Source organism: Micromonospora sp. NPDC049662 (genome assembly GCF_040675055.1).
GTDB lineage: Bacteria > Actinomycetota > Actinomycetes > Mycobacteriales > Micromonosporaceae > Micromonospora.
On record NZ_JBFAOC010000003.1, the window covers coordinates 173,488 to 194,918 of the forward strand.

A 21,431-nucleotide genomic window follows, 5' to 3' on the forward strand; every position below is an offset into this window, starting at 1 on the left:
TGCTTGCAGGAGTTAGCGGATCCGGTTAGCGTCGGCACCATGGCGACCCCAAAGGACCTCCCCGACGTCGGCGGGTTCATCCGCGATCTGCGCCGTAACGCCAAGATCTCGCTGCGCCAGCTCGCCGAGCAGGCGGGGGTCAGCAACCCGTACCTGAGCCAGATCGAGCGCGGCCTACGCCGGCCGAGCGCCGAGGTGCTCCAGCAGCTGGCCAGCGCGCTGCGGGTGTCGACCCCGGCCATGTACCTGCGGGCCGGGCTGCTCGACGACAAGGAGGGCCACGGCGTGCTCGCCGCCATCGCGGTGGACCCCGACCTGACGATGGCCCAGAAGCAGTCGCTCAGCCAGATCTACGAGACCTTCCGCCGGGAGAACGCCCGGCTGTCCGAGGCCCAGGCCGCAGCCGGGGCGACCACCCCGACCGATGTCGCCGACGGGCCCGCCGACGTGGCCAACCTGGCCGCGACCGGCCCCACCACCGAGGGCGGCACCCCGACCGAGGCCGTGCTCGAGTCGGTCGCCGTGACCGAGGCGGGCCCCGCACCCGCCCCGAGCAGCACCCCCGGGACGAACGCCCCGAGCAGCACCCCCGAGAAGAAGAAGGCCGCCGAGACGGCCGAGGAGGAGACGTCATGACCGAGCCGAAGACCAATCGCATCCCCGCTCCCATCTACGCCGCCGCCGGGGCGGCCGAGCTGGCCATCGAGCAGCTCCGCAAGCTGCCCATGGCCGTCGGTCTGCACGGCACCCGGGTCGTCGCCGACCTGGGCGGCCGGGCGGTGCTGACGGGCTTCGAGCTGCGTCAGAAGGCCACCGAGACGCTCCGTACTGCCAACGAGACCGCCGGCACCCTGCGCGACCGCGCACAGGCCGAGCTGGACCTGGCCAAGCTGCGCGAGTCGGCCGACCTGGCCAAGCTGCGCGAGGTCGCCGACATCGAGAAGCTGCGCGCCGCCGCCACCCGCAACGCGGCCGTGGTGGTCACCGCGGCCCAGGCGGCCCAGGAGCGGGCGTTCGCCGCGTACGGCGCGCTGGTGGCTCGCGGCGAGCGGGTCGTCGGCGTCGGCGTGCTGGAGGCCGCCGAGACGGTCAACGCGGACATCGAGGCCACCGAGGCGACGACGGTCACGGCCGAGACCGCCACCACGGCCACGGCCACGGCTCAGACCGCCACCACGGCCACGGCTCAGACCGCTACGACGGCGCAGGCGACGCCCGCCCCGGCGGAGGCGCCGAGCCCGACCGAGGTCGCCGAGATCGCAGAGGCCAAGCCGGCCGCCGTCAAGAAGGCGACCCGGGCGAAGGCCGCGAAGCCGGCCGAGACCCCGTCGGCCAAGCTGCCTCGGGCCACCAAGCGGACCCGCCCGGCGGCCGAGTAGTTCACACCTGTCGGCGATCCCGACGGCGTCCTTGTCGGACGTAGTCGGGGTCGTCGACATAAACTTGCCGGCATGGCCACCGCCGCGCCGATCTTCGCGTTCGAAGTCCGTTACGTGATCGAGCTGATCCTGCTCGTCTTCGCGTTGATCATTCAGGGTGTCGCGCTGGTGCATGCCATCACGCAGCGGTCCGACGCCTTCGCCGCCATCGGGACGCTGCCCAAGGGCGGCTGGATCGCGATCCTCGCGGTCTGCCTCGTCCTGATCCTGCTCAGCCGCGGTCCGATCAGCCTCTTCGGACTGATCGGCATCGCCGCCGCGCTCATCTACCTGCTCGACGTGCGGGTCGGTCTCCGCGACCTCAGCGACGGCAACGGCAAAGGGTTCTGGTGAGAGGTTTCCGCTGGCCTCCTCCACCGGACAGCGGCCCCCGCACCTTCGGTCCGGGCCCGGGTGGGCCGCGCACCGGCCGTCCCGCGATCCCCGATCCGGAGACCGAGCTCGTCGACACGCCGCACGGCGTGCAGTTGGAACGCCTGGTCACCGGCGTCGGTGACCCGGTCACCGTCTTCGCGCACGGGCTGGGCAACGGGATCGCCACCACGCGACCGTTCGGCAGCGGGGTGGCCGGTCGTCGGCTGTTCTTCCAGTTCCGGGGGCACGGCCGCTCGGACGCGCCGCCCGGCTCGTGGACCTACCTCGACCTCGCCCGTGACCTGCGGGCCATCGCGGATCTCGGCGGCGCCAGCCGGGCGTTCGGGGCGAGCCTCGGCGCGGGGGCGCTCTGCCGCCTGCTCGCGGAGAGTCCGGAGCGCTTCGAGAAGCTGGTGTTCTTCCTGCCGGCGGCGCTCGACCAGCCGCGCGGTCCGGCCGCCTGGGACCGCGTCGGCGCCCTGGTGGATGCCGTGGCCAGCGGTGACGCGGGGGCCGTCGCGGACGTCGTCTCGCTGGAGCTGCCGGCGGCGGTGCGCAACACGCCGGCCGGCTGGGCGTACCTGCGGCAGCGGCTGGACCAGTTGCTCCGCGACGGCCTGGACGAGGGCCTGGCCACCCTGGCGGGGCAGGTGCCGCTCGACGACGCCGGCGTGCTGTCGGCGGTCACCGCGCCGGCCCTGGTGATCGGGTGCGCGGGCGACGACCTGCACCCGGTCGAGGTCGCCGAGCAGCTCGCCGCCGCGCTGCCCCGGGCCACTCTGCACGTGTACGACCGCCCCGGGTTCCTCTGGTCGGAACGCGCCGACCTGCGGGAGCGCATCTCCGGCTTCCTCAACGAGTAACGTGCCCTGTCATGGGCGTCACACAGCATGGCCGGACGCACCGGCTGGATCTCGCGGACCCGACCCTGCGCGAGTGGACCTGCACGGTCCTGCACGCCGACCCGGAGCAGGGCATCGTGCTCGACCGCTCGGCGTTCTACCCGGGTGGTGGCGGTCAACCGCCGGACCACGGCGTACTGCTCTGGCAGGGCGTGCAGACCCGGATCGTCGGTACCCGCAAGGGCGATGACCCGTACCTGATCCCCGCCGAGGGTGACCCGTTGCCGCCGGTCGGCACCGAGGTCGTCGGCGCGGTGGAGGACGAGCGCCGCACCCGTCTGATGCGTACCCATTCGGGGTTGCACGTGCTCTGCGGCGTGGTGTTCCGCGACTTCGGCGCGCTCGTGACGGGCAACTCGATGGAACCGGGCGAGGCTCGGATGGACTTCAACCTGCCCGAGGTGCCGCCGGACTTCAAGAGCCGCATCGAGGAGCTGGTCAACGCCGAGGTGGCCGCCGACCGCTCGGTCGCCACCCGGGTGCTGCCGCGTACCGAGGCGTTGGCTCTGCCGGACATCATCCGCACCCAGTCCAACCTCATCCCGCCGGACGAGCAGGAGGTGCGGATCGTCGACATCGTCGGTCTGGACGTCCAGGCGGACGGCGGCACCCACGTCGCGTCCACCGCCCAGATCGGCAAGGTGCAGGTCGTCAAGGTGGAGAGCAAGGGTCGGGCCAACCGGCGCGTCCGCGTCCGGCTGGTGGATTGACGAATTCGGACGTCGGCTGTCAGGTATCGCTGGCAGCCTCGCAGGCATGACACCACCGCTCGCAGGAAAGATCGCGCTCGTCGCCGGTGCCACCCGGGGCGCCGGCCGACAGATCGCGGTCCAGTTGGGCGCCGCCGGCGCCACCGTGTACGCCACCGGTCGCAGCAGCCGCGCCGGCCGTTCGGAGATGGACCGGCCGGAAACCATCGAGGAGACCGCCGAACTGGTCACCGCGGCCGGCGGCACCGGCATCGCCGTGCAGGTCGACCATCTGGTGCCGGAGCAGGTCCGCGACCTGGTCGCCCGGATCGACGCCGAGCAGGGCGGCCTCGACGTGCTGGTCAACGACATCTGGGGCGGCGACCCCCTGGTCACCTGGGACAAGCCGGTCTGGGAGCAGCCTCTCGACAAGGGGTTCCGCACCCTGCGGCTGGCCGTCGACACGCACATCATCACCAGCCACTTCGCCCTGCCGCTGCTGATCCGCAAGCCCGGTGGCCTGGTCGTCGAGATCGGTGACGGCACCAAGGCGTACAACGACGAGAACTACCGCCTCTCGGTCTTCTACGACCTGGCCAAGACCTCGGTCAACCGGCTCGCCTTCAGTCAGGCGCACGAGCTGAAACCGCACGGCGGCACAGCCGTCGCACTCACCCCCGGCTGGCTACGCTCCGAGGCGATGCTGGAGCACTTCGGGGTCACCGAGGAGAACTGGCGCGACGGGGCCGCCACCGACCCGCACTTCCTGATCTCCGAGACGCCCGCCTTCGTGGGCCGCGCGGTGGCCGCGCTCGCCGCCGACGAGGACAAGGCCCGCTGGACCGGCCAGTCCGTCGACGCGGGCACGCTGTCCAAGGTGTACGGCTTCACCGACGTCGACGGGAGCCAACCGGAGGCCATCCGGTACATCGTCGAGGTGGTCGAGGCGGGTAAGCCGGCCGACGTCACCGGCTACCGCTGACGTCGTCCGCCACCGCCGGGCCGTCGTAACGTGCGGCGGCCCGGCGTGCCGCGTCCGCCAGGCGTCCACGCAGCTCCGGCGGGTCGAGCGCCTCCACCTCCGGGCCCAGCGCCAGCAACTGGGCGTACGCGACGTCGACGGTCTCCACCGGCAGTCGCGCCACCACCCAGCCCTGCCCGTCCGGTTCGCTGATGGTGGTGACGACCTCGTCGTACACCTCGGGAGCGTCGACCACGTGCCGGAGCTGGCGCAGGCCGGCGGGGCTCAGCCGGACGGTGACCTCGGCCCGCAGTATGGTCCGCAGGAACGACCCGGCCTGCTCGCGCCAATGCCCGGCCAGGTCGAAGCCCTCGTTGCGCGCGAACCGCTCGTCGTCCACCTCGACGCCGGTCACCCGGTCCACCCGGTAGGTGCGCATGTCGTCGCCGACCCGACCGACCAGATACCAGGTCGCGTTCTTGAGCACGAGTCCGTACGGCTGAAGGTGCCGGGTCACCTCGTCGCCGCCCCGCCGGTAGCGCAGCCGTACCACCCGGTCACCCCAGACCGCCCGCGCCAGCTCGGTGAGCCAGGGCGGTGGCGGCGTCTCCTGGAACCATCCCGGCACGTCCAGGTGGAACCGCTGACCCGTGCGTACGGGCGCGTCGCGCAGGGCCGGTGGCAGTGCGGCGAGCACCTTCAACTCGGCGGCGGCGACCGCGTCGGCCAGACCCATGTCGCCGGCCGGGCCGGGCAGACCGGCCAGGAACAGGGCCTCCGCCTCGTCGCGGTTCAGCCCGGTCAGCCGGGTCCGGTAGCCACCGAGCAGCCGGTACCCGCCGGCCCGGCCCCGGTCCGCGTAGACCGGAACACCGGCGGCGGACAGCGCCAACACGTCCCGGTAGACGGTCCGCTCGGAGACCTCCAGCTCGTGTGCCAGCTCGCCGGCCGTCATCGACCCGCGCGCCTGCAACAGCAGCAGCAACGAGATCAGTCGGGAGGCACGCACCCGCCCATCCTGCCCCGTGCCGCTTCGATCAACTGTCGTTAGGCTGCTCGATCGTGGACGCCAGCAGAATCGCCAGCCCGGTCACCGGGGCCGTCGGACGCTTCCTCCTCGGGGTGCGGCTGCTCCTGCGCGGACTGGGCCTCTACGTGCGCAGCCCGAAGCTCATGCTGCTCGGTATCGTGCCGGCGCTGATCTCCGGCGTGCTCTTCGTGGCCGCGTACGCCACCCTCGTCTACTTCGTGGACGACCTCGCCGCCCTGGTCACCCCGTTCGCCGACGACTGGTCGAGCACCGGCCGGAGCCTGGTCCGGGTGATCGCCGGCCTGGCCTTCCTGGGGATCGGCGGTCTGCTCGCGGTGATCAGCTTCACGGCGGTCACCCTGGTCATCGGCGACCCGTTCTACGAGAAGATCTCCGAGAAGGTGGAGGAGCGGCTCGGCGGCACCTCGGACGCCGTGGACGTGCCGTTCTGGTCCTCGCTGCGCCGCAGCACCGCCGACTCCGTACGCCTGGTGGCCCTCACCGCGCTCGTCGGCATCCCGCTCTTCCTCGCCGGGTTCATCCCGGTGGTGGGCCAGACGGTGGTACCGGTGATCGGGGCGGCCGTGGGTGGCTGGTTCCTCGCCGTCGAGCTGGTCGGAGCGCCGTTCTACCGACGCGGCATGCGGCTGCCGCAGCGCCGGACCATCCTCAAGGCGGACCGGCCGACCGCGCTCGGCTTCGGAGTCGCGGTCTTCCTGTGTTTCCTCATCCCGCTCGGAGCGGTGCTGGTCATGCCGGCCGCCGTCGCCGGCGCGACCCTGCTGGCCCGCCGGTCGTTGGGCCAGTCGATCGAGGAGAGCTGACGTGGAGATCACCCTGATTCAGGGCGACATCACCGACCAGCGGGTCGACGCCATCGTGAACGCCGCGAACTCGTCCCTGCTCGGCGGCGGTGGAGTGGACGGCGCGATCCACCGACGCGGCGGCCCGGCCATCCTGGCCGACTGTCGGGCGCTGCGTGCGTCCAAGTACGGCAAAGGGCTCCGCACCGGGCAGGCGGTGGCGACCACCGCCGGAAACCTGCCGGCCCGCTGGGTCATCCACACGGTCGGCCCGGTCTTCTCGGCCGCCGAGGACCGGTCGGGGCTGCTGCGCGACTGCTACGCCAACAGCCTGCGGGTGGCCGACGAACTGGGCGCGGCCACGGTGGCGTTCCCGCTGATCTCCGCCGGCATCTACGGCTGGCCGGTCGACGACGCGGTCCGCCAGGCGCTGACGGTGCTCCGCTCAGCCACTCCGGCCACGGTCACGGAGGCCCGCCTGGTGCTCTTCGGCGCGGACACCCACGCGACAGCCCGCGACGTCTTCGAGGCGGCGTAGGCCACGTGGCTTGATCACTTGATGCTGACCAGTTGGAAATCGCTTCTGGCAACTGGTCACCATCAAGTGATCACCGTGCGCCAGTCGGAGCCGCGTCATTCCACAGCGACTCGAAGTGCTCCACGTAACGATCGAACGGGCCACCCGCCTCGCGGCGTCGGAGGTGCATGGTCACCGAATCCTGCCCTAGTCCTGCGCCGATGTGGGTAGCCACGATCGCCTCGTCGTCGAGGACCCAGACGGACATGGCAACGTGCCGGTCCGACAGTCGGACGGCGAGGGGTTCCGGAGACTTCGCGATCTCCGCCTGGGTCATGGCTATGCGGGTCGCAAGCGTGAGCGGAGTCGCCTCGATGCCTTCTCGTGCCACGGTGATCTCACTGCCGGGGTCACCGAGCAGGAAACTTACATCGCCGCCGCCCTGCGCCTTCGCTCCGAGCGTCGCGGAGGCATTGGGTGACTGATCAGGTGAGGTCGGCCAGGCAGGTCCACTGCGACGCCACCGGGCGGTAGCCCAGCCGGGCGTTGATCGCCAGCATCGGCGCGTTCGACTCGTCGTTCGAGGTGTACGCGATCCGTACGCCGGCAGCGGCGGCCCGGTGCAGCGCCGCCGTCTTGGCCAGCCGGGCCAGTCCCCGACCCCGGTACGCCGGGACTGAGCAGGTGTAATCCGACCACATCCGCTCGCCGTCGCGCTTGACCAGGCTGAACGCGGCCACCTCGCCGTCGACTTCGGCTGCGGTGCTGGCCGTCTTGTCCAGGCCAAGTTCGTCCCAGACGTCGTACCGCCAACTCTCGAAGGTGACCGTGTCGACGGGCACGTCACCGGGTTCGTCGACGGCCGAGGCGACGTCGGCTTCGTAGAGCAGGTGCGGGTCCATCTCGGCGATCGGCCGCAGCCGTACGCCCGGCGGCGGCTCGGGCAGCGCGGGCGGCGGGGTCAAATCCAGCGCCGAGTAGCGCACCTCGCGGCTCGGTTCGAACCCGTGGTGGCGGGCGAACGGCAGCGAGTCCGTCGCGGCCGTGGCGCGTACGCGGCGAATCCCGAGAGGGCGGAGGTGATCGGTCGCGGCGGTCAATAGCGCCGTCCCGATGCCGCGCCGTCGATGATCCGGGTGTACGTGCAGCGTGTTGACGTTGCCGAAGCCCTGCACCGAGGTCGAGGTGTTGGGCTCGGCGGACGTCCAGCCGACCACCTGGCCGTCGACCTCGGCCACGAACGCGATCCAACCCTCGTGCGGCGGCGGTTCGGCCAGCATCTTGCGGGTCGACTCGACCCCGCGTACCAGGTACGGGTGGACGATCGTCCGCAGCGCCACCACGGCTGCGGCGTCGTCCGGCCGGGCTTCGCGGATGCGCATGTCAGGCCCCCGTCCGTACGGCGGCGACGGCCTCGACCTCGACGAGCTGGTCGGTGTAGCCGAGCACGGCCACACCGAGCAGGGTGCTGGGCGGATCGTGGTCGCCGAAGAAGTCCCGGACCACCTCCCAGACGGTCACCAGGTCGGCCTGCCGCGACGATGCCACGTACACGGTGGTCTTGACGACGTCGGTGAGTCGCGCGCCGGCCGCGCCGAGCGCGGTCTCCAGGTTCGTCATCACCTGCCGGGCCTGTGCGGCATGGTCGCCCGGCGCGACGGTACGGCCCTCGGCGTCGAGCGGGCACGCGCCGGCCGTGAACACCAGCCGAGCGGGCGGTTCGACGGTCGCCGCGTAGGCGTACTCGGCGACGTCGGAGAGGGCGGGCACGTGCAGCAGCGCGACAGGATCCGGCATGCCGGCGAGGCTAACGACGATCGCCCGCCGTAGCGACGGATTAACCGCCCCCTGCACCTCGATGCCTGGTCACTACTTCCGGGAAATAGTGGCATCCCGGCGTCGTGAGGCCACTATTTCCCGGAAGTTGCGCGGATCTAGGAGCGCGGGAGCGGTCAGGCCGAGGCGCGGATGATCAGCTCGGTGTCGAGCATGATCGCCGGTTCGATCGCCTCGCCGGCCGCCAGCCTCAGCAGTTGGCGGGTCATGCGTCGGCCGAGTTCGACGATCGGCTGGCGGACGGTGGTCAGCGGCGGCTCGGTGTACGCGGCGGTCTCGATGTCGTCGAAGCCGACCACCGCCACGTCCTCGGGCACCCGCCGACCGGCCGCACGCAGCGTTCGCAGGGCGGCGTGCGCCATCAGGTCGGAGGCGGCGAACACCCCGTCCAGGTCGGGGTGGTCGTTGAGGAGCTGGTGCATCGCCGCCGCGCCGGACTCCCGGGTGAAGTCGCCGACGGCGACCATCTCGGGTAGCCCGGCGGCGGCGACCGCGTCCCGGTAGCCGTTCAGCCGCTCGATGCCGGCGACCATGTCCTGCGGGCCGGCGATGGTGGCGATCCGCCGCCGACCGCTGTCGATCATGTGTCGGACGGCGGCGGTGACGCCGCCGACGTGGTCGACGTCCACGTACGGCACGGGTACGTCGCCGAGCGGCCGGCCGCTGACCACCACCGGGATGCCGAGGCGGGCCAGCGTGCCGGGCAGCGGGTCGGCGCCGTGCAGCGAGGCGAAGAGCACCCCGTCGACGTGGCGGCCGGTCGTGTACCGCTCGACCCGCTGGTGCCCGGCCGGTGAGCCGGCCAGCATCAGCACCAACTGCTTGTCGGCGGCCTCCAACTCCTGACTGACGCCCCGGATGATGCCGGGGAAGACCTGGTCGTCGGAGAAGACCCGGGTGGCCGCCTCCGGCATGACCAGGGCGATCGAGTCGGTGCGCTGGGTGACGAGGCTGCGGGCGGCGAGGTTGGGCACGTACCCCAACTCGGCGACCGCCCGCTTGACGGCCTCCCGGATCGGCTCGGCGACGGTGGTGGAGCCGTTGACCACCCGGGACACGGTGGCCCTGGACACCCCGGCCCGTGCCGCCACCGCCTCCAACGTCGGCCGGTGCGCCGTCGTCATCGTGACTGTCCCCCGCTCGTCACAGCCCGTTCCGGGAGATCACCTCCTGGTACCACCGGGCGCTGGCCTTCGGTGTGCGCCGCTGGGTCAGGTAGTCGACGTGCACGATCCCGAACCGCTTGCGGTAACCCTCCGCCCACTCGAAGTTGTCCAACAATGACCATACGAGATACCCGCGCAGATCAACGCCCCGGGAGATCGCCTCGTGGGCGGCCCGCAGGTGCCCGTCGAGGTAGGCGATCCGGTCGTTGTCGATCACCTGCCCCAGCCCTTCGGGCGACTCGGTGCCCGCCTTGTCGGGGAACGCCGCGCCGTTCTCGGTGATCAGCAGTGGCACGCCGGGATAGTCGGCGGCGATCCGTTCCAGCAGCCGCGTCAACCCGGCCGGCTCGATCATCCAGCCCATGTCGGTGAGGGGTCCGCTCGGCGGGAGGAAGTGCACGGCGCCCTCGGTGCCCGGGTACGCGCCGTTGCCGTCGCCGTCGGGCCGCCCCGCCACGTAGGTGGGCGCGTAGTAGTTGAGCCCGAGCAGGTCGATCGGGGCGGCGATCACCTTCTCGTCGCCGTCGTGGATGAACGTCGGCTCGACGATGCGCGCCACGTGCTCGCGTACGTCGTCGGGGTAGCCGCCGGTCAGCAGCGGGTCCAGGAAGATCCGGTTGTGCAGGCCGTCGACCAGGCGGACGGCGGCGGCGTCGGCCGCGCTCTGCGGGTCGGCCGGTCGTACATCTGCCGGGTTGATGGTGATGCCGACGCTGCGCGCGCCGGCCGCGCGCAGCGCCCGCGCGGCCAGGCCGTGTGCCAACAGCAGATGGTGTACGGCGGTGAAGGCGGCCGCCCCGTCCTGTGCACCCGGGGCGTGCACCCCGTTGCCGTACCCGAGGTAGGCCGAGCACCACGGCTCGTTGAGGGTGGTCCAGGTGTCGATCCGGTCGCCGAGGCGGGCGTGGACGGCGGTGGCGTACGTGGCGAAGTGTTCGGCGGTCTCCCGGTTGGTCCAGCCGCCCCGGTCCTCGAGGCTCTGCGGCAGGTCCCAGTGGTAGAGGGTGACGATCGGGTCGATGCCCCGGGCGAGCAGGGTGTCGGTGAGGCGGTCGTAGAAGTCGAGCCCGCGCGGGTTGACCGGACCGCTGCCGTCCGGCTGGACCCGGGGCCAGGCGATCGAGAACCGATACGCCGCCAGGCCCAGCTCGGCCATCAGCGCCACGTCGTCGGCGTACCGGTGGTAGTGGTCGCAGGCGACGTCGCCGGTGTGGCCCTGGTAGACCTTTCCGGGCGTACGACAGAAGGTGTCCCAGATGGACGGACCGCGACCGTCGTCGCGGGCCGCGCCCTCGATCTGGTACGCGGCGGTGGCCGCTCCCCAGAGGAAGTGTTCGGGAAATCGGATCTCGTTCACGCCTTGACCGCACCTTCCATGATCCCGCCGATGATCTGGCGACCGAACAGCACGAAGACCAGCAACAGGGGCAGCGTCGCGATGGCCGTGCCGGTGAAGACCTGCGACATGTCCTGGTAGTACCCGTCGGACAGCGCCCGCAGGGAGAGCTGAACGGTCGGATTGGCCGGGTCGTTCAACACAGCGTACGGCCACAGGAAGTCGTTCCAGGTGGTCATGAACGTGAGCAGACCGAGCACGGCGGCGGCCGGGCGCAGCGCCGGCAGCACCACGTGCCACCAGATCCGCGCGGTGCCGCAGCCGTCCATCCGGGCGGCCTCGATCAGCTCGTCGCTGATGGCCTGGCCGGCGTACTGCCGCATCATGAACACCCCGAACCCGGTGACCAGCACCGGGACGATCACCGCGGGCAGCCGGTCGTTCCACTGCAACTTCGTCATGAGCAGGTAGAGCGGGATCACCCCGAGCTGGGTCGGCACCATCATGGTCGCGATGATGACCAACAGCAGCGCGTTGCGGCCCCGGAAGCGCAGCTTCGCGAAGGCGAACCCGGCCAGGCTGGAGAAGAAGACCACCGAGACGGTGACCGTGGTCGCCACGATCACCGAGTTGATCAGGCCGGTCAGGAAGTACGCGTCGGTGTTGTCGAACAGCCGGGCGATGTTCGCGCCCAGGTTGTTGCCCGGCGTGATCGGCGGCGGCAGTTGGCCCATCGCGTCGCTGGTACGACTGGCCACGACGAACATCCACCAGATCGGGAAGATCGACAGGACGGCGGCGCCGACCAGGGCGAAGTAGGTGAGCGGGCTGGCCCGCCAGAGCCGACTCATCGGGTTTCCTTCCCGCCGAGGCGGCGCAGGACCAGCACGTTGACGGCCGCGACGAGTGCGATGAGCGCGAAGAGCAGCCACGCCACCGCCGAGCCGTAGCCGAAGTTGTAGTGCGGCGCGAAGGCGTTCTCGAACATGTACATGGTCAGGGTCTGCGACTCGCGCAGCGGTCCGCCGCGGATCGGGTTGGTGCCGGAGTGGAACATCCGGGGCTCGGTGAAGAGCTGAAGGCCGCCGATGGTGGCGATGATGGTGCAGAAGATGATCGTCGGTTTGAGCAGCGGTACGGTGACCGACCAGAACTGTCGGGCCCGGCTCGCGCCGTCGATCGCCGCCGCCTCGTAGAGGTCCCGGGGGATGGCCTGCATCGCGGCCAGGAGGATCAACGCGTTGTAGCCGGTCCACCGCCAGTCGACCATCGCGGAGATCGCGACCCAGGAGGCGATCCGGTTGGACTTCCACTCGATCGCGTCCAGCCCGATGAGGTCGAGCAGCCAGTTGACCATGCCGAACTCGCGGCCGAAGAGCACCCCGAAGACGATCGCCACGGCGGCCGTGGAGGTCACGTTGGGGACGAGCACCGCCATCCGCCAGCCCGTACGCCCCCGCAGGCCCCGGTTCAGCAGGTTGGCCAACCAGAGCGCGGCGAGCAACTGCGGCACGGTCGAGATGACGAAGATGCCGAGCGTGTTGACCAGCGCGTGCCAGAAGTCCACGTCGGCGAGCAGCCGGGTGTAGTTCTCCGCGCCCACGAACGGATGGTCGGTGCCGAGCAGGTCCCAGTCGTGCAGCGAGACCCAGAAGGTGTACGCCAGCGGGTAGACCCCGAACACCGCGAAGAGCAGGAAGAACGGGGCGATGTAGAGGTACGGCGAGTAGCGGGTGTCGAGGTGGCTGAGCCGACCCGACAATCGGCGGTGGGGTCCGGCCGACGGTGCGACCGGTGGGCGGGCGTCGAGCTGAACGGTCATGCCCGGTGACTCCTTTCCGTCGTGCGGGCGGGAACCGGGGTCCGGCGCCCGCCCGCACGCTGGCTCGGGCTACTTGGCGGCGGCCTTCTTGGCGTTGGTCACCGCGTCCGTCCAGCCCTGCGCGGGGCTGCGCTGGCCCAGCTCCACGGTGCGTACGGCGTTCTCCACCTCGGTACGCACGGCCTGGTTCTTGGGGCCCATGTAGACCGGCTTCAGGCTCTTCGCGCCGGTGCCGAAGATGGACCCGACGGGCGCACCGGAGAAGTACGCGTTCGTCGACTGGGCGATCGCCGGGTCGTCGAGCGCCTGCGGCGACGACGGCAGCGGCCCCTTGGCCTTGAACGCGCCGATCTGGCCCTTGGCGCTGGTCAGGAACTTGGCCAGCTCGATGGCCTCGGCCTGGTGCTTGCTCTGCTTCGGTACGGCGAGGTGCGACCCACCCCAGTTGCCGCCGTTGCCGGGCACCCGGGCGATGTCCCACTTGCCCTTGGCGGCCGGGCCGGCGTTGCCCTCGATGACCCCGGTCATCCACGCGGGGCAGGCGATGGTGGCGAACTTCGTCTGCTTGAAGGCGGACACCCACTCCTCGGACCACGAGCCGTACTTACCGGAGAGGCCTGAGTCGATGATGTCCATCGTGGTGTCCCAGGCCTGTCGTACGGCCGGGTTGCTGTCGACCACGACGTTGCCGCTGGTGTCGTAGTAGCTGTAGCCGGTGCTGTTGCCGGCGGTCTGCAACAGGATCGTGTTGAAGGTGTTGGTGGCCGCGTCGAGGAAGGACGCCCCGGTCTTGGCGGCGACGAACTTCTCCCCGGTGGCGATGTAGTCCTGCCAGGTGGGCCAGAGCTTCGACACCTCGTCCCGCTCGGTGGGCAGGCCGGCCTTTTCGAAGAGGTCCTTGCGGTAGCACATGGCGATGCCGCCGACGTCGGTGCCGAGGCCGATGAGCTGCTTGCCGTCGGCGGTCAGGCCGGCGTTCCACTTCCACTCCAGGAAGTTGCCCTTGAGGTCGGCGGCGCCGTGGTCCAGCAGGTTGACGAAGTTGTTCGGATTCGCCTTGTACTCGACGAGCAGACCCTCCTCGATGGCCACGATGTCGCCGGCCCCCCGGCCGGCGGCGAGCCACTGGGTCAGCTTCGGTGAGTACTCGTCGAGGTTGCTGCCGGTGCCCCGCTCGACGATCTTCACGTCGGAGTGCGCGGCCATGTACTCCTGGTAGAGCTGGTCGTAGCCGAACTGGCCGAAGACGTCGACGGTCAGCGTGATCGGCCCGTCCGCCTCGGCGTCGTCACCGCCGCCGCAGCCGGCGGTGACGAGCAGGGCGGCTGTTGCGGCGAGGGCCACCGCGGCGAGGCGGCGGCGCGGAAGGACAGCCATCGTATGGACCTCTCTCAGGGTGATGAGGTGGTGGTAGAAGACCAAGAGAGCGCTCTCACGTCAGGGTGGTGGGTCGCTCGCACCCTGTCAAGAGAGCGCTCTCACGAATTCGGGCGGCAGGCGAACGAGGGCGTCACCCCACCAGGGGTGACGCCCTCGTCACGCGCGGCTGTCGCTGGGATCAGCCGGTACGCAGACCCTCCAGCAGCGCGCGGTCGCCCGTCACGTCGAGCGTCTCGAAGCTGACCCGGCCCCAGAGCGCCAGCAGCAGGTCGCTCGCGGTGCCGCTGACCTGCGCGCGGGCGTGGTGGTCGTCGTGGTCGAAGATGGTCGCCGTGTCGAGCAGCGCCACCCCCTCACCGCGCAGCCGCAGATACCACTCCTGATCCGCGTCGGTCGCCGCGAGCTGGACCACCCCGCGCCAGTCGCCCTTCACCTGCCGCCGGCCGGCCGGCAACCAGGTGTCCAGCACCTCGCTCACCCCGTCGGCGGCCAGCTTCGCCTCGACCGGCTCACCGGCCGCGATGGCGAGCTGGGCGTCCCAGCGGTGCACCGCCGTCTCGTGCGCCATCCGGCGGGGCCAGAAACCGGCCTTCTTCGGCTGCGGGGCCCAGTTCCAGGCCGGCGCCTCCGGGTCGAGCCCGTCGAACAGGGTCATCAACTGGTCGTACCCGTGCTGCCAGAGCTGGAGGGCGCTCACGCCGGACGGCACTTCGGACGCGTCCCGGCGGGGCGGCGCCTCGGTGCTGCCCGACCCGGCGAACGAATAAACCCAGTGGTAGAGGCCCGCAAGGTGCAGAGTGAGATCATTGACCGTCCAGCCGGGACAGGACAGCACGGGTGTCTCCGGCGGTGCCTCGGCAACCGCCGCGGCGAACGCCGGACCCTCGGCCCGGAGTGCCCCAATCCAGAAATCCTTGCTGCCCTGCACTCTGCTCATCGCCATCCTCCCGGGGGTGCCGGGCCACCAGTAGGTGCCACGGCTGCCCATCAGCCTAAGGTGAAAGACGTGTCAGACGCCTACGCCCAGCCGACAACCGAAGCCGATCGTGCCATTCCGGGTCCACTGGCCGGCTACACCACGCTACGGATGGGCGGGCCCGCCGGGCGGATCGTGGCCGCGACCAGTGCCGACGAGATCATCCGGGCGGTCCAGGCCACGGACGAGCCGATCCTCGTCCTGGCCGGCGGCAGCAACGTGGTGATCGGCGACGATGGCTTCCCCGGGACGGTCGTGCTGGTGCGCTCGGGCGGCCTGCGGGTACTCGCCGAGGACGCCGAGTCCGTCACCGTCCGTGTCGAGACCGGCGAGCCGTGGGACGACCTGGTGGCCGCCACTGTCCGTAACGGCTGGGCCGGCCTGGAGTGCCTCTCCGGCATTCCCGGCTCGACCGGCGCGACCCCGATCCAGAACGTCGGCGCGTACGGCCAGGAGGTCGCCGAGACGATTACCGCCGTCGAGGTGTACGACCGCCTCGACGGCACCCGCCAGCTCGTTCCCGCCGCCGAGTGCGGTTTTGCCTACCGGGGCAGCATCTTCAAGTACCAGGACCGCTGGATCGTGCTCTCGGTCGACTTCCGGCTCGCCCGCTCGCCGCTGTCCGGTCCGGTGCGCTACGCCGAACTGGCCCGGGCGCTCGGCGTCGAGGTCGGCGACCAGGTGCCGCTGGCCGAGGCTCGGGCGGCGGTGCTGCGACTACGCGCCGGCAAGGGCATGGTGCTCGACGCCACCGATCCCGACACCCGCTCGGTCGGCTCCTTCTTCACCAACCCGGTCCTGGACCGGGCGACGTACGAACAACTCCTGGAACGCTCCGCCGAGGTGGGCGACCCGCCCTCCTGGCCCGGGGCGGACGGGCTGGTCAAGGTGAGCGCGGCCTGGCTGATCGACAAGGCGGGCTTCACCAAGGGCCACCCCGGTCCCGGCGGCGTCGCCATCTCCAGCAAGCACACCCTCGCCCTGACCAACCGCAGCGGCACCGCCAGCACCGGCGACCTGCTGATGCTGGCCAACACCATCCGCGACGAGGTCCACGCCCGCTTCGGCGTGACCCTGCACCCCGAACCAGTCCTGATCAACTGCACTCTCTAACCCTCCGGGGGCCAGGGGAGGGTCAGCTCGCCCTGACGCCAGCGTTGCGGAGTGGACAGCACGGGCCAGCCCTCAGCCTTGAGCTGGGACACCGCGCGCACCCAGCGTTGGCGGGGGCCGAACGTGGCATAGGGAGCCGCACTCCGCCAGGCGTCCTCCAGCGCCCGGATCAGATCGTGGATGGCCTCGCCCGGAACGTTGCGGTGGATCAGCGCCTTGGGTAGCCGCTCGGCCAGCTCGGCGGGGCTGCCCAGCGTGGTGAGCTTCGCGGCCAGGGTCAACGTCCGAGGGCCGTCCGCGTCGAGGAGCAGCCAGCTCGCCAGCCGGCCCAGCTCGTCACAGGTGCCCTCCACGAGCACCCCACCCGGGGCGAGCGCGGCGGTCATCGTGCGCCAGGCGTCCTGCACGTCACTCTCGTCGTACTGTCGCAGGACGTTGAACGCGCGGACCAGCACCGGCCGGAGCCCGGCCAGCTCGAAGCCACCCCGGGCGAAGGTCAGGCCCGGCGGGTCGGCGGCCGGCGTCGCGGCGGCCACCCGCGCCTGGTCGATCTCCAGCCCGACCAGGCGTACGTCCCGACGGACCCCCGCCGCCAGCCGCGCCCGCAGCTCCACGGCGGTGACCGGCGTCGCGCCGTAGCCCAGGTCCACCACCAGCGGATCGGCCGCGTCCCGCAGCCGGTCGGCGCAGGTCGCCACGATCCAGTTGTCCACCCGGCGGAGCCGGTTCGGGTTGGTGGTGCCCCGGGTGACCACCCCGAGGGGCCGGCGTCGTGGAGCCCCGCTCATGCGTCCGGTCCCGGGGTCAGGAGACCCGGTGCACCTTGTGCTGTGCGGCCTGCGCACGAGGCCGGACCACCAGCCGGTCGACGTTCACGTGCTCGGGGCGGGTGGCGCACCAGGCGATGCAGTCGGCCACGTCCTCGGCGACCAGCGGCCCGGGGACCCCGGCGTAGACGGCGGCGGCCCGCTCGGCGTCCCCGCCGAAGCGGACCAGCCCGAACTCCTCGGTCTGCACCATCCCCGGGTCGATCTCGATGACCCGCAGCGGCCGGCCGCACAGCTCCAGCCGGAGCGTGCCGGCGATGGCCGTCTGCGCGTGCTTCGCCGCCGTGTAGCCGCCGCCACCCTCGTACACGGTCAGCCCGGCCGTGGAGGAGACCACCACGATGGTCCCCGAGCCGGACGCCTCCAGCGCCGGCAGCAGCGCCTGGGTCACCCGCAGCGTGCCGAGCACGTTCACGTCGTACATCCACTGCCAGTCGTCGAGCGAGCCGGACTCCACCGGGTCCAGGCCGCGTGCGCCGCCGGCGTTGTTGACCAGCAGGGTGACCGGCCCGGACGCCTGGACGGCGGCCTCGGCGAGCCCGGCCACCGACTCGTCCGAGGTGACGTCGCAGGTCACCGCGGTTGCCTGCCCGCCAGCGGCGGTGATCTCGGCGACGAGATCGGTGAGACGGTCGGCGCGGCGGGCGGCGGCGAGTACGTGGAAGCCCTCGGCGGCGAGCCGGCGGGCGGTGGCCGCGCCGATCCCGCTGGACGCTCCGGTGACGATGGCGACAGAGGTCATCGGGTCATTGTCACCCGCGCCGCACCGCCGATCCCGACCGGGCGTCGGGCTGTGTCGGCGGCCGTTCGTGATGAGGTCCGTCACGCCGGGCGGCCGCGCCGACGCATTTCCGTTGCCCGATGGGGAAGATGACATCCGGCGTACAGGTTGACCGAGAAGCGCCGGTCGTGCGTGACGGCATTAACCGTGACAGAAGGAGCGGACGTGGCGGAACTGCACACCGGTGTCGGTCGTCAGCGAGGTGCGCGACCGTGGCCGCGACCCCGGCGCATCGCCACCCTCTCCGTCCACACATCCCCCCTGCACCAGCCCGGAACGGGCGATGCCGGGGGGATGAACGTGTACATCCTGGAAGTCGCCCGGCGGCTCGCCGAGGCCGACGTCGAGGTGGAGATCTTCACCCGGGCCACCTCGGGCGACCTTCCGCCGGTGGTCGAGATGGCCCCCGGCGTGCAGGTGCGGCACATCATGTCCGGCCCGCTCGAAGGGCTGACCAAGGAGGAGCTGCCCGGCCAGCTCTGCGCCTTCACGGCCGGGGTGCTGCGTGCCGAGGCGTCCCGCCCGCCCGGACACTACGACCTCATCCACTCCCACTACTGGCTCTCCGGCCAGGTCGGCTGGCTGGCCAAGGAACGCTGGGGCGTGCCGCTCGTGCACACCGCGCACACCCTCGCGAAGGTCAAGAACGCCCAGCTCGCGGCCGACGACCGGCCCGAACCGAAGGCCCGGGTGATCGGCGAGGAGCAGGTGGTCGCCGAGGCGGACCAACTGGTCGCCAACACCCGCGTGGAGGCCCGCGACCTGGTCGAGCGGTACGACGCCGACCCCGCCCACGTCACGGTCGTGCAGCCGGGCGTCGACCTGGCCCGGTTCCGCCCCGCACCGGGCGACCGCCACCTGGCCGCCCGTGCCGCCCGCCTCCGGCTGGGGCTGCCGGTCGACGGGTACGTGGTGGCCTTCGTCGGTCGGATCCAACCACTCAAAGCGCCGGACGTGCTGATCCGCGCCGTCGCCGCGTTGCGCGAGCGTGACCCCGCCCTGGCCGACGAGGTGACCGTGGTGATCTGCGGCGGGCCCAGCGGCAGCGGCCTGGACCGGCCGACCGCCCTGATCGAGCTGGCCGCCACGCTCGGCGTCACCGACCGGGTCGTGTTCCTGCCGCCGCGCACCGGCGACGACCTGCCGGCTCTGTACCGGGCCGCCGATCTGGTCGCGGTGCCGTCGCACAACGAATCCTTCGGGCTCGTCGCCCTGGAGGCCCAGGCCTGCGGTACGCCGGTGCTGGCCGCTGCCGTCGGCGGCCTGGTGACCGCCGTGCGGGACCACGTCAGCGGGGTGCTGATCGACGGGCACGACCCGGTGGACTGGGCTCGCGCGCTGAGTCGCCTGCTGCCGGACAGCGCCCTGCGGGCCACGCTGTCCCGGGGCGCGGCGCAGCACGCACAGCACTTCTCCTGGGACCGTACGGTGTCGGGGCTGCTCGACGTGTACGGCGAGGCGATCGCCGCCCGCCGGGCCCGGCTCGCCGCCGACCTGGCCTGCGACCCGGCGCTCTCCTGCTCCTGGTGACCACGGGCGCTCGCCACCCGGGTGCGTGCGCCGGGTCGGTCGTAGAGTGGGCCCGGTGAGCCCGAAAAGCGACCTCGCGACCCTCATCGAGTCGGTCTGCGCCGACCGTGACCTGGCCTGGGAGTCGACCGGTCCCGGCGCGTACGCGGTGACCCTGCCGGGCACCCACAAGCTCAAGACGGTCTGCAACCTGATCGTCGGCGAGCACGCGCTACGGATCGAGGCCTTCGTGATGCGCCAGCCCGATGAGCGCCGCGAGGAGCTGTGGGCGTGGCTGTTGCAGCGCAACGCCCGGATGTACGGCGTCTCCTTCTCCATCGACGCGGCCGGCGACGTCTACCTGACCGGCCGGGTCAACCCGGCCGGCGTGGACGCCGACGAGCTCGACCGGCTGCTCGGCTCGGTGCTCACCTACTCCGACGAGTCCTTCGACACGATGCTGGAGATCGGCTTCGGCAGTTCGATCCGGCGCGAGTACGAGTGGCGCGTCAAGCGCGGCGAGTCGACCGCGAACCTGGCCGCCTTCGCCCACCTCTTCGAGCCCGCCAACCCCACCCAGCCCTGACCCCACCCTCCGATTTCCGCGATCTTGCACTTTCGGTGGTCGTTTTGGGCTGCCATGCCCCTTGTGCCGCCACCGAAAGTGCAAGATCGACGCGGTTGGGTTCTCTCCGGCGGGGTATGCCGCGGCGCGCGGTGCGGCACAGGGACCCCCGCGCGCCGAGGACGGAGTGTCGAGGAGCGGAGCGTCCCATGGCTCAGCGGAACAGCTCAGGTCGCGGCGGGACTGCGACCCGGACCAAACGGCAGGCCGGCAACCAGACTCCGGGCACGCCCGGGGTCTCCGAGTCGGCGATCTCGCAGATGCGGGTGGACGACATCCGCGGGCAACTGCGCAAGCGCGGGGTTTCCGGTATCTCCGCCATGCGCAAGCCCGACCTGGTGAAACAGTTGGTGCGCTCGATGCGTTCGGATGCCGGTGGCGCAGGTCGGCGCAGCACCGGGCCGGCCGGCCGGGCGTCCGGCAGCAGGGCGTCGGCGGGTCGGGCCGCCGCGACGAAGAAGTCGGCGGCGCGGGCTGCGCCGAGTCGCGCGAAGGCCGTGCCCGCGAACAAGAGCGCCCCGGCGAAGCGAGCCGCCGCGAAGAAGACGGCCGCCACGAAGAGAGCCACCCCGGCGCGGAAGACGGCGGCGGCGAAGAAGACGACGACCGCACGGACGTCGACGGCGGCCCGTAAGTCGGCCACCGCGAAGAAGACGACGGCGGCGAAGTCGACGGCGGCGCGTCGGACCTCCGCGACCGCCCGTACCGCGCCGGCGCGCAAGGTGCCCGCGAAGAAGGCGCCGGCCCGACCGGCCGCCAAGCGCGCCGCTCCCGCGAAGCGGGCCACGGCGAAGAGCGCGGCTCCCGCGAAGCGGGCCACGGCGAGCCGGTCGACGGGCACGGCGGCCGGTGGGATCCGGACCGGGCGGGGCAGCGGACGGTCGGTCCGCAGCTCGCAGGTGATCGCGTCGATCGCCGACCGGCCGGAGCGACCGGGTCGGAGTCTGATCACCGCGAATCACGAGGTGATCCAGCGCTGGGCGCGAGCGCGAGGCGCGAAGCCGGCGACCATCGCGGGTACCGAACGGGAGGGCCGGGCGGGCGTTCTGACCTTCAACATTCCCGGATACCGGGAAAGCAGCCGGATTCGCGAGATCACCTGGGATGAGTGGTTCCACACCTTCGATCTGCGCCGGCTCAATCTGATCTACCAGGAGCAGATGCGCGACGGTCGGCAGAGCAACTTCTTCCGCACCGAGTCACCCGATCGTGAGGACGGATGAGGTGTTTGCGGGAATGCTCGACGGGTACCCGGCTGTTGCCAGAGACCGAGGCCGGAGCTGGGGATACTCGTCAGTTGTGACCGGCGAGACATCCCATTCGGGTTGAATTCAGAATCCGGCCGAACTAGCTTTATTGCGCCGC

At 71.4% G+C, this 21,431-nt stretch carries 24 protein-coding genes; 12 read left to right on the forward strand and 12 right to left on the reverse strand.

Annotated elements, in window-relative coordinates; all coding sequences use genetic code 11:
• The first annotated feature begins 39 nt into the window (after nt 1-39).
• The 6 genes from AB0J36_RS03965 to AB0J36_RS03990 all read left to right on the forward strand — a co-directional run bounded on the left by AB0J36_RS03965 (nt 40) and on the right by AB0J36_RS03990 (nt 4,366).
• Nucleotides 40-636 (forward strand): helix-turn-helix domain-containing protein, encoded by a 597-nt coding sequence (locus tag AB0J36_RS03965; RefSeq protein ID WP_357129058.1) that lies wholly within the window; start codon nt 40-42, stop codon nt 634-636.
• Nucleotides 633-1,379, forward strand: coding sequence for a hypothetical protein (locus tag AB0J36_RS03970; protein WP_357172390.1), 747 nt, complete (start codon nt 633-635; stop codon nt 1,377-1,379). The genes AB0J36_RS03965 and AB0J36_RS03970 overlap by 4 nt, the downstream gene beginning before the upstream one ends.
• 72 nt (nt 1,380-1,451) lie before the next feature.
• Entirely contained in the window at nt 1,452-1,772 is a 321-nt protein-coding gene (locus tag AB0J36_RS03975; protein ID WP_355050857.1) for a DUF2516 family protein, read from the forward strand.
• Complete coding sequence (locus AB0J36_RS03980; RefSeq protein ID WP_357129064.1) at nt 1,769-2,656, forward strand: alpha/beta hydrolase; 888 nt, start codon at nt 1,769-1,771, stop codon at nt 2,654-2,656. The genes AB0J36_RS03975 and AB0J36_RS03980 overlap by 4 nt, the downstream gene beginning before the upstream one ends.
• An 11-nt stretch (nt 2,657-2,667) precedes the next feature.
• The gene (locus AB0J36_RS03985; protein ID WP_151488505.1) at nt 2,668-3,405 is read left to right on the forward strand and encodes an alanyl-tRNA editing protein; all 738 of its coding nucleotides are present in this window, start codon (nt 2,668-2,670) and stop codon (nt 3,403-3,405) included.
• 46 nt (nt 3,406-3,451) lie between these two features.
• Entirely contained in the window at nt 3,452-4,366 is a 915-nt protein-coding gene (locus tag AB0J36_RS03990; protein WP_357129068.1) for an SDR family oxidoreductase, read from the forward strand.
• Here AB0J36_RS03990 and AB0J36_RS03995 read toward each other — a convergent pair.
• Nucleotides 4,350-5,354, reverse strand: a complete 1,005-nt coding sequence (locus AB0J36_RS03995; protein ID WP_357129071.1) for a WYL domain-containing protein — start codon at nt 5,352-5,354, stop codon at nt 4,350-4,352. The two genes, AB0J36_RS03990 and AB0J36_RS03995, sit on opposite strands and share 17 nt — an antisense overlap.
• Nucleotides 5,355-5,407: 53 nt before the next feature.
• On the opposite strand from AB0J36_RS03995, the gene AB0J36_RS04000 reads away from it, so the two are divergent.
• Nucleotides 5,408-6,199 carry an EI24 domain-containing protein gene (locus tag AB0J36_RS04000; RefSeq protein WP_357129074.1) on the forward strand — a complete coding sequence of 264 codons (792 nt, stop codon included), beginning with the start codon at nt 5,408-5,410 and terminating at the stop codon, nt 6,197-6,199.
• Nucleotide 6,200: 1 nt separating this feature from the next.
• Nucleotides 6,201-6,716, forward strand: a complete 516-nt coding sequence (locus AB0J36_RS04005) for an O-acetyl-ADP-ribose deacetylase (RefSeq protein ID WP_357129077.1) — start codon at nt 6,201-6,203, stop codon at nt 6,714-6,716.
• Between the two features lie 70 nt (nt 6,717-6,786).
• Here AB0J36_RS04005 and AB0J36_RS04010 read toward each other — a convergent pair whose 3' ends face one another.
• The 9 genes from AB0J36_RS04010 to AB0J36_RS04050 form a co-directional block, all read right to left on the reverse strand.
• Nucleotides 6,787-7,032 carry a hypothetical protein gene (locus AB0J36_RS04010; RefSeq protein ID WP_357172384.1) on the reverse strand — a complete coding sequence of 82 codons (246 nt, stop codon included), beginning with the start codon at nt 7,030-7,032 and terminating at the stop codon, nt 6,787-6,789.
• 148 nt (nt 7,033-7,180) lie between these two features.
• On the reverse strand, nt 7,181-8,077 hold the full coding sequence (locus AB0J36_RS04015; protein ID WP_357129083.1) for a GNAT family N-acetyltransferase: 897 nt from the start codon (nt 8,075-8,077) through the stop codon (nt 7,181-7,183).
• A 1-nt stretch (nt 8,078) separates the two neighbouring features.
• Nucleotides 8,079-8,492, reverse strand: a complete 414-nt coding sequence (locus AB0J36_RS04020) for a RidA family protein (RefSeq protein WP_355050847.1) — start codon at nt 8,490-8,492, stop codon at nt 8,079-8,081.
• Nucleotides 8,493-8,647: 155 nt separating this feature from the next.
• Nucleotides 8,648-9,655 carry a LacI family DNA-binding transcriptional regulator gene (locus tag AB0J36_RS04025; protein WP_357129089.1) on the reverse strand — a complete coding sequence of 336 codons (1,008 nt, stop codon included), beginning with the start codon at nt 9,653-9,655 and terminating at the stop codon, nt 8,648-8,650.
• 19 nt (nt 9,656-9,674) lie between these two features.
• Complete coding sequence (locus AB0J36_RS04030; protein WP_357172381.1) at nt 9,675-11,054, reverse strand: GH1 family beta-glucosidase; 1,380 nt, start codon at nt 11,052-11,054, stop codon at nt 9,675-9,677.
• The gene (locus tag AB0J36_RS04035) at nt 11,051-11,884 is read right to left on the reverse strand and encodes a carbohydrate ABC transporter permease (RefSeq protein ID WP_355050844.1); all 834 of its coding nucleotides are present in this window, start codon (nt 11,882-11,884) and stop codon (nt 11,051-11,053) included. The genes AB0J36_RS04030 and AB0J36_RS04035 overlap by 4 nt, the downstream gene beginning before the upstream one ends.
• Nucleotides 11,881-12,855: a sugar ABC transporter permease gene (locus AB0J36_RS04040; protein ID WP_357129096.1), complete on the reverse strand. Its 975-nt coding sequence runs from the start codon at nt 12,853-12,855 to the stop codon at nt 11,881-11,883. The genes AB0J36_RS04035 and AB0J36_RS04040 overlap by 4 nt, the downstream gene beginning before the upstream one ends.
• Before the next feature lie 69 nt (nt 12,856-12,924).
• The gene (locus AB0J36_RS04045; protein ID WP_357129099.1) at nt 12,925-14,232 is read right to left on the reverse strand and encodes an extracellular solute-binding protein; all 1,308 of its coding nucleotides are present in this window, start codon (nt 14,230-14,232) and stop codon (nt 12,925-12,927) included.
• Nucleotides 14,233-14,413: 181 nt separating this feature from the next.
• Nucleotides 14,414-15,172 (reverse strand): maleylpyruvate isomerase family mycothiol-dependent enzyme, encoded by a 759-nt coding sequence (locus AB0J36_RS04050; protein ID WP_357129102.1) that lies wholly within the window; start codon nt 15,170-15,172, stop codon nt 14,414-14,416.
• Between the two features lie 69 nt (nt 15,173-15,241).
• Here AB0J36_RS04050 and AB0J36_RS04055 point away from each other — a divergent pair, with 69 nt between their 5' ends.
• A complete protein-coding gene (locus AB0J36_RS04055; protein WP_363660099.1) occupies nt 15,242-16,324 on the forward strand; it encodes a UDP-N-acetylmuramate dehydrogenase in 1,083 nt (360 codons plus the stop codon).
• Here the strand turns inward: AB0J36_RS04055 and AB0J36_RS04060 are convergent.
• A complete protein-coding gene (locus AB0J36_RS04060; protein ID WP_357172373.1) occupies nt 16,321-17,112 on the reverse strand; it encodes a class I SAM-dependent methyltransferase in 792 nt (263 codons plus the stop codon). The genes AB0J36_RS04055 and AB0J36_RS04060 overlap by 4 nt on opposite strands.
• Nucleotides 17,113-17,128: 16 nt before the next feature.
• A complete protein-coding gene (locus AB0J36_RS04065) occupies nt 17,129-17,893 on the reverse strand; it encodes an SDR family oxidoreductase (RefSeq protein ID WP_357172370.1) in 765 nt (254 codons plus the stop codon).
• A gap of 204 nt (nt 17,894-18,097) precedes the next feature.
• On the opposite strand from AB0J36_RS04065, the gene mshA reads away from it, so the two are divergent.
• From mshA to AB0J36_RS04080, 3 genes are all read left to right on the forward strand, one after another.
• On the forward strand, nt 18,098-19,462 hold the full coding sequence (gene mshA / locus AB0J36_RS04070) for a D-inositol-3-phosphate glycosyltransferase (protein WP_363660100.1): 1,365 nt from the start codon (nt 18,098-18,100) through the stop codon (nt 19,460-19,462).
• A gap of 55 nt (nt 19,463-19,517) precedes the next feature.
• Nucleotides 19,518-20,027 (forward strand): YbjN domain-containing protein, encoded by a 510-nt coding sequence (locus AB0J36_RS04075; protein WP_357129116.1) that lies wholly within the window; start codon nt 19,518-19,520, stop codon nt 20,025-20,027.
• Between the two features lie 398 nt (nt 20,028-20,425).
• A complete protein-coding gene (locus AB0J36_RS04080; protein ID WP_357172771.1) occupies nt 20,426-21,289 on the forward strand; it encodes a hypothetical protein in 864 nt (287 codons plus the stop codon).
• Nucleotides 21,290-21,431 lie beyond the last annotated feature (142 nt).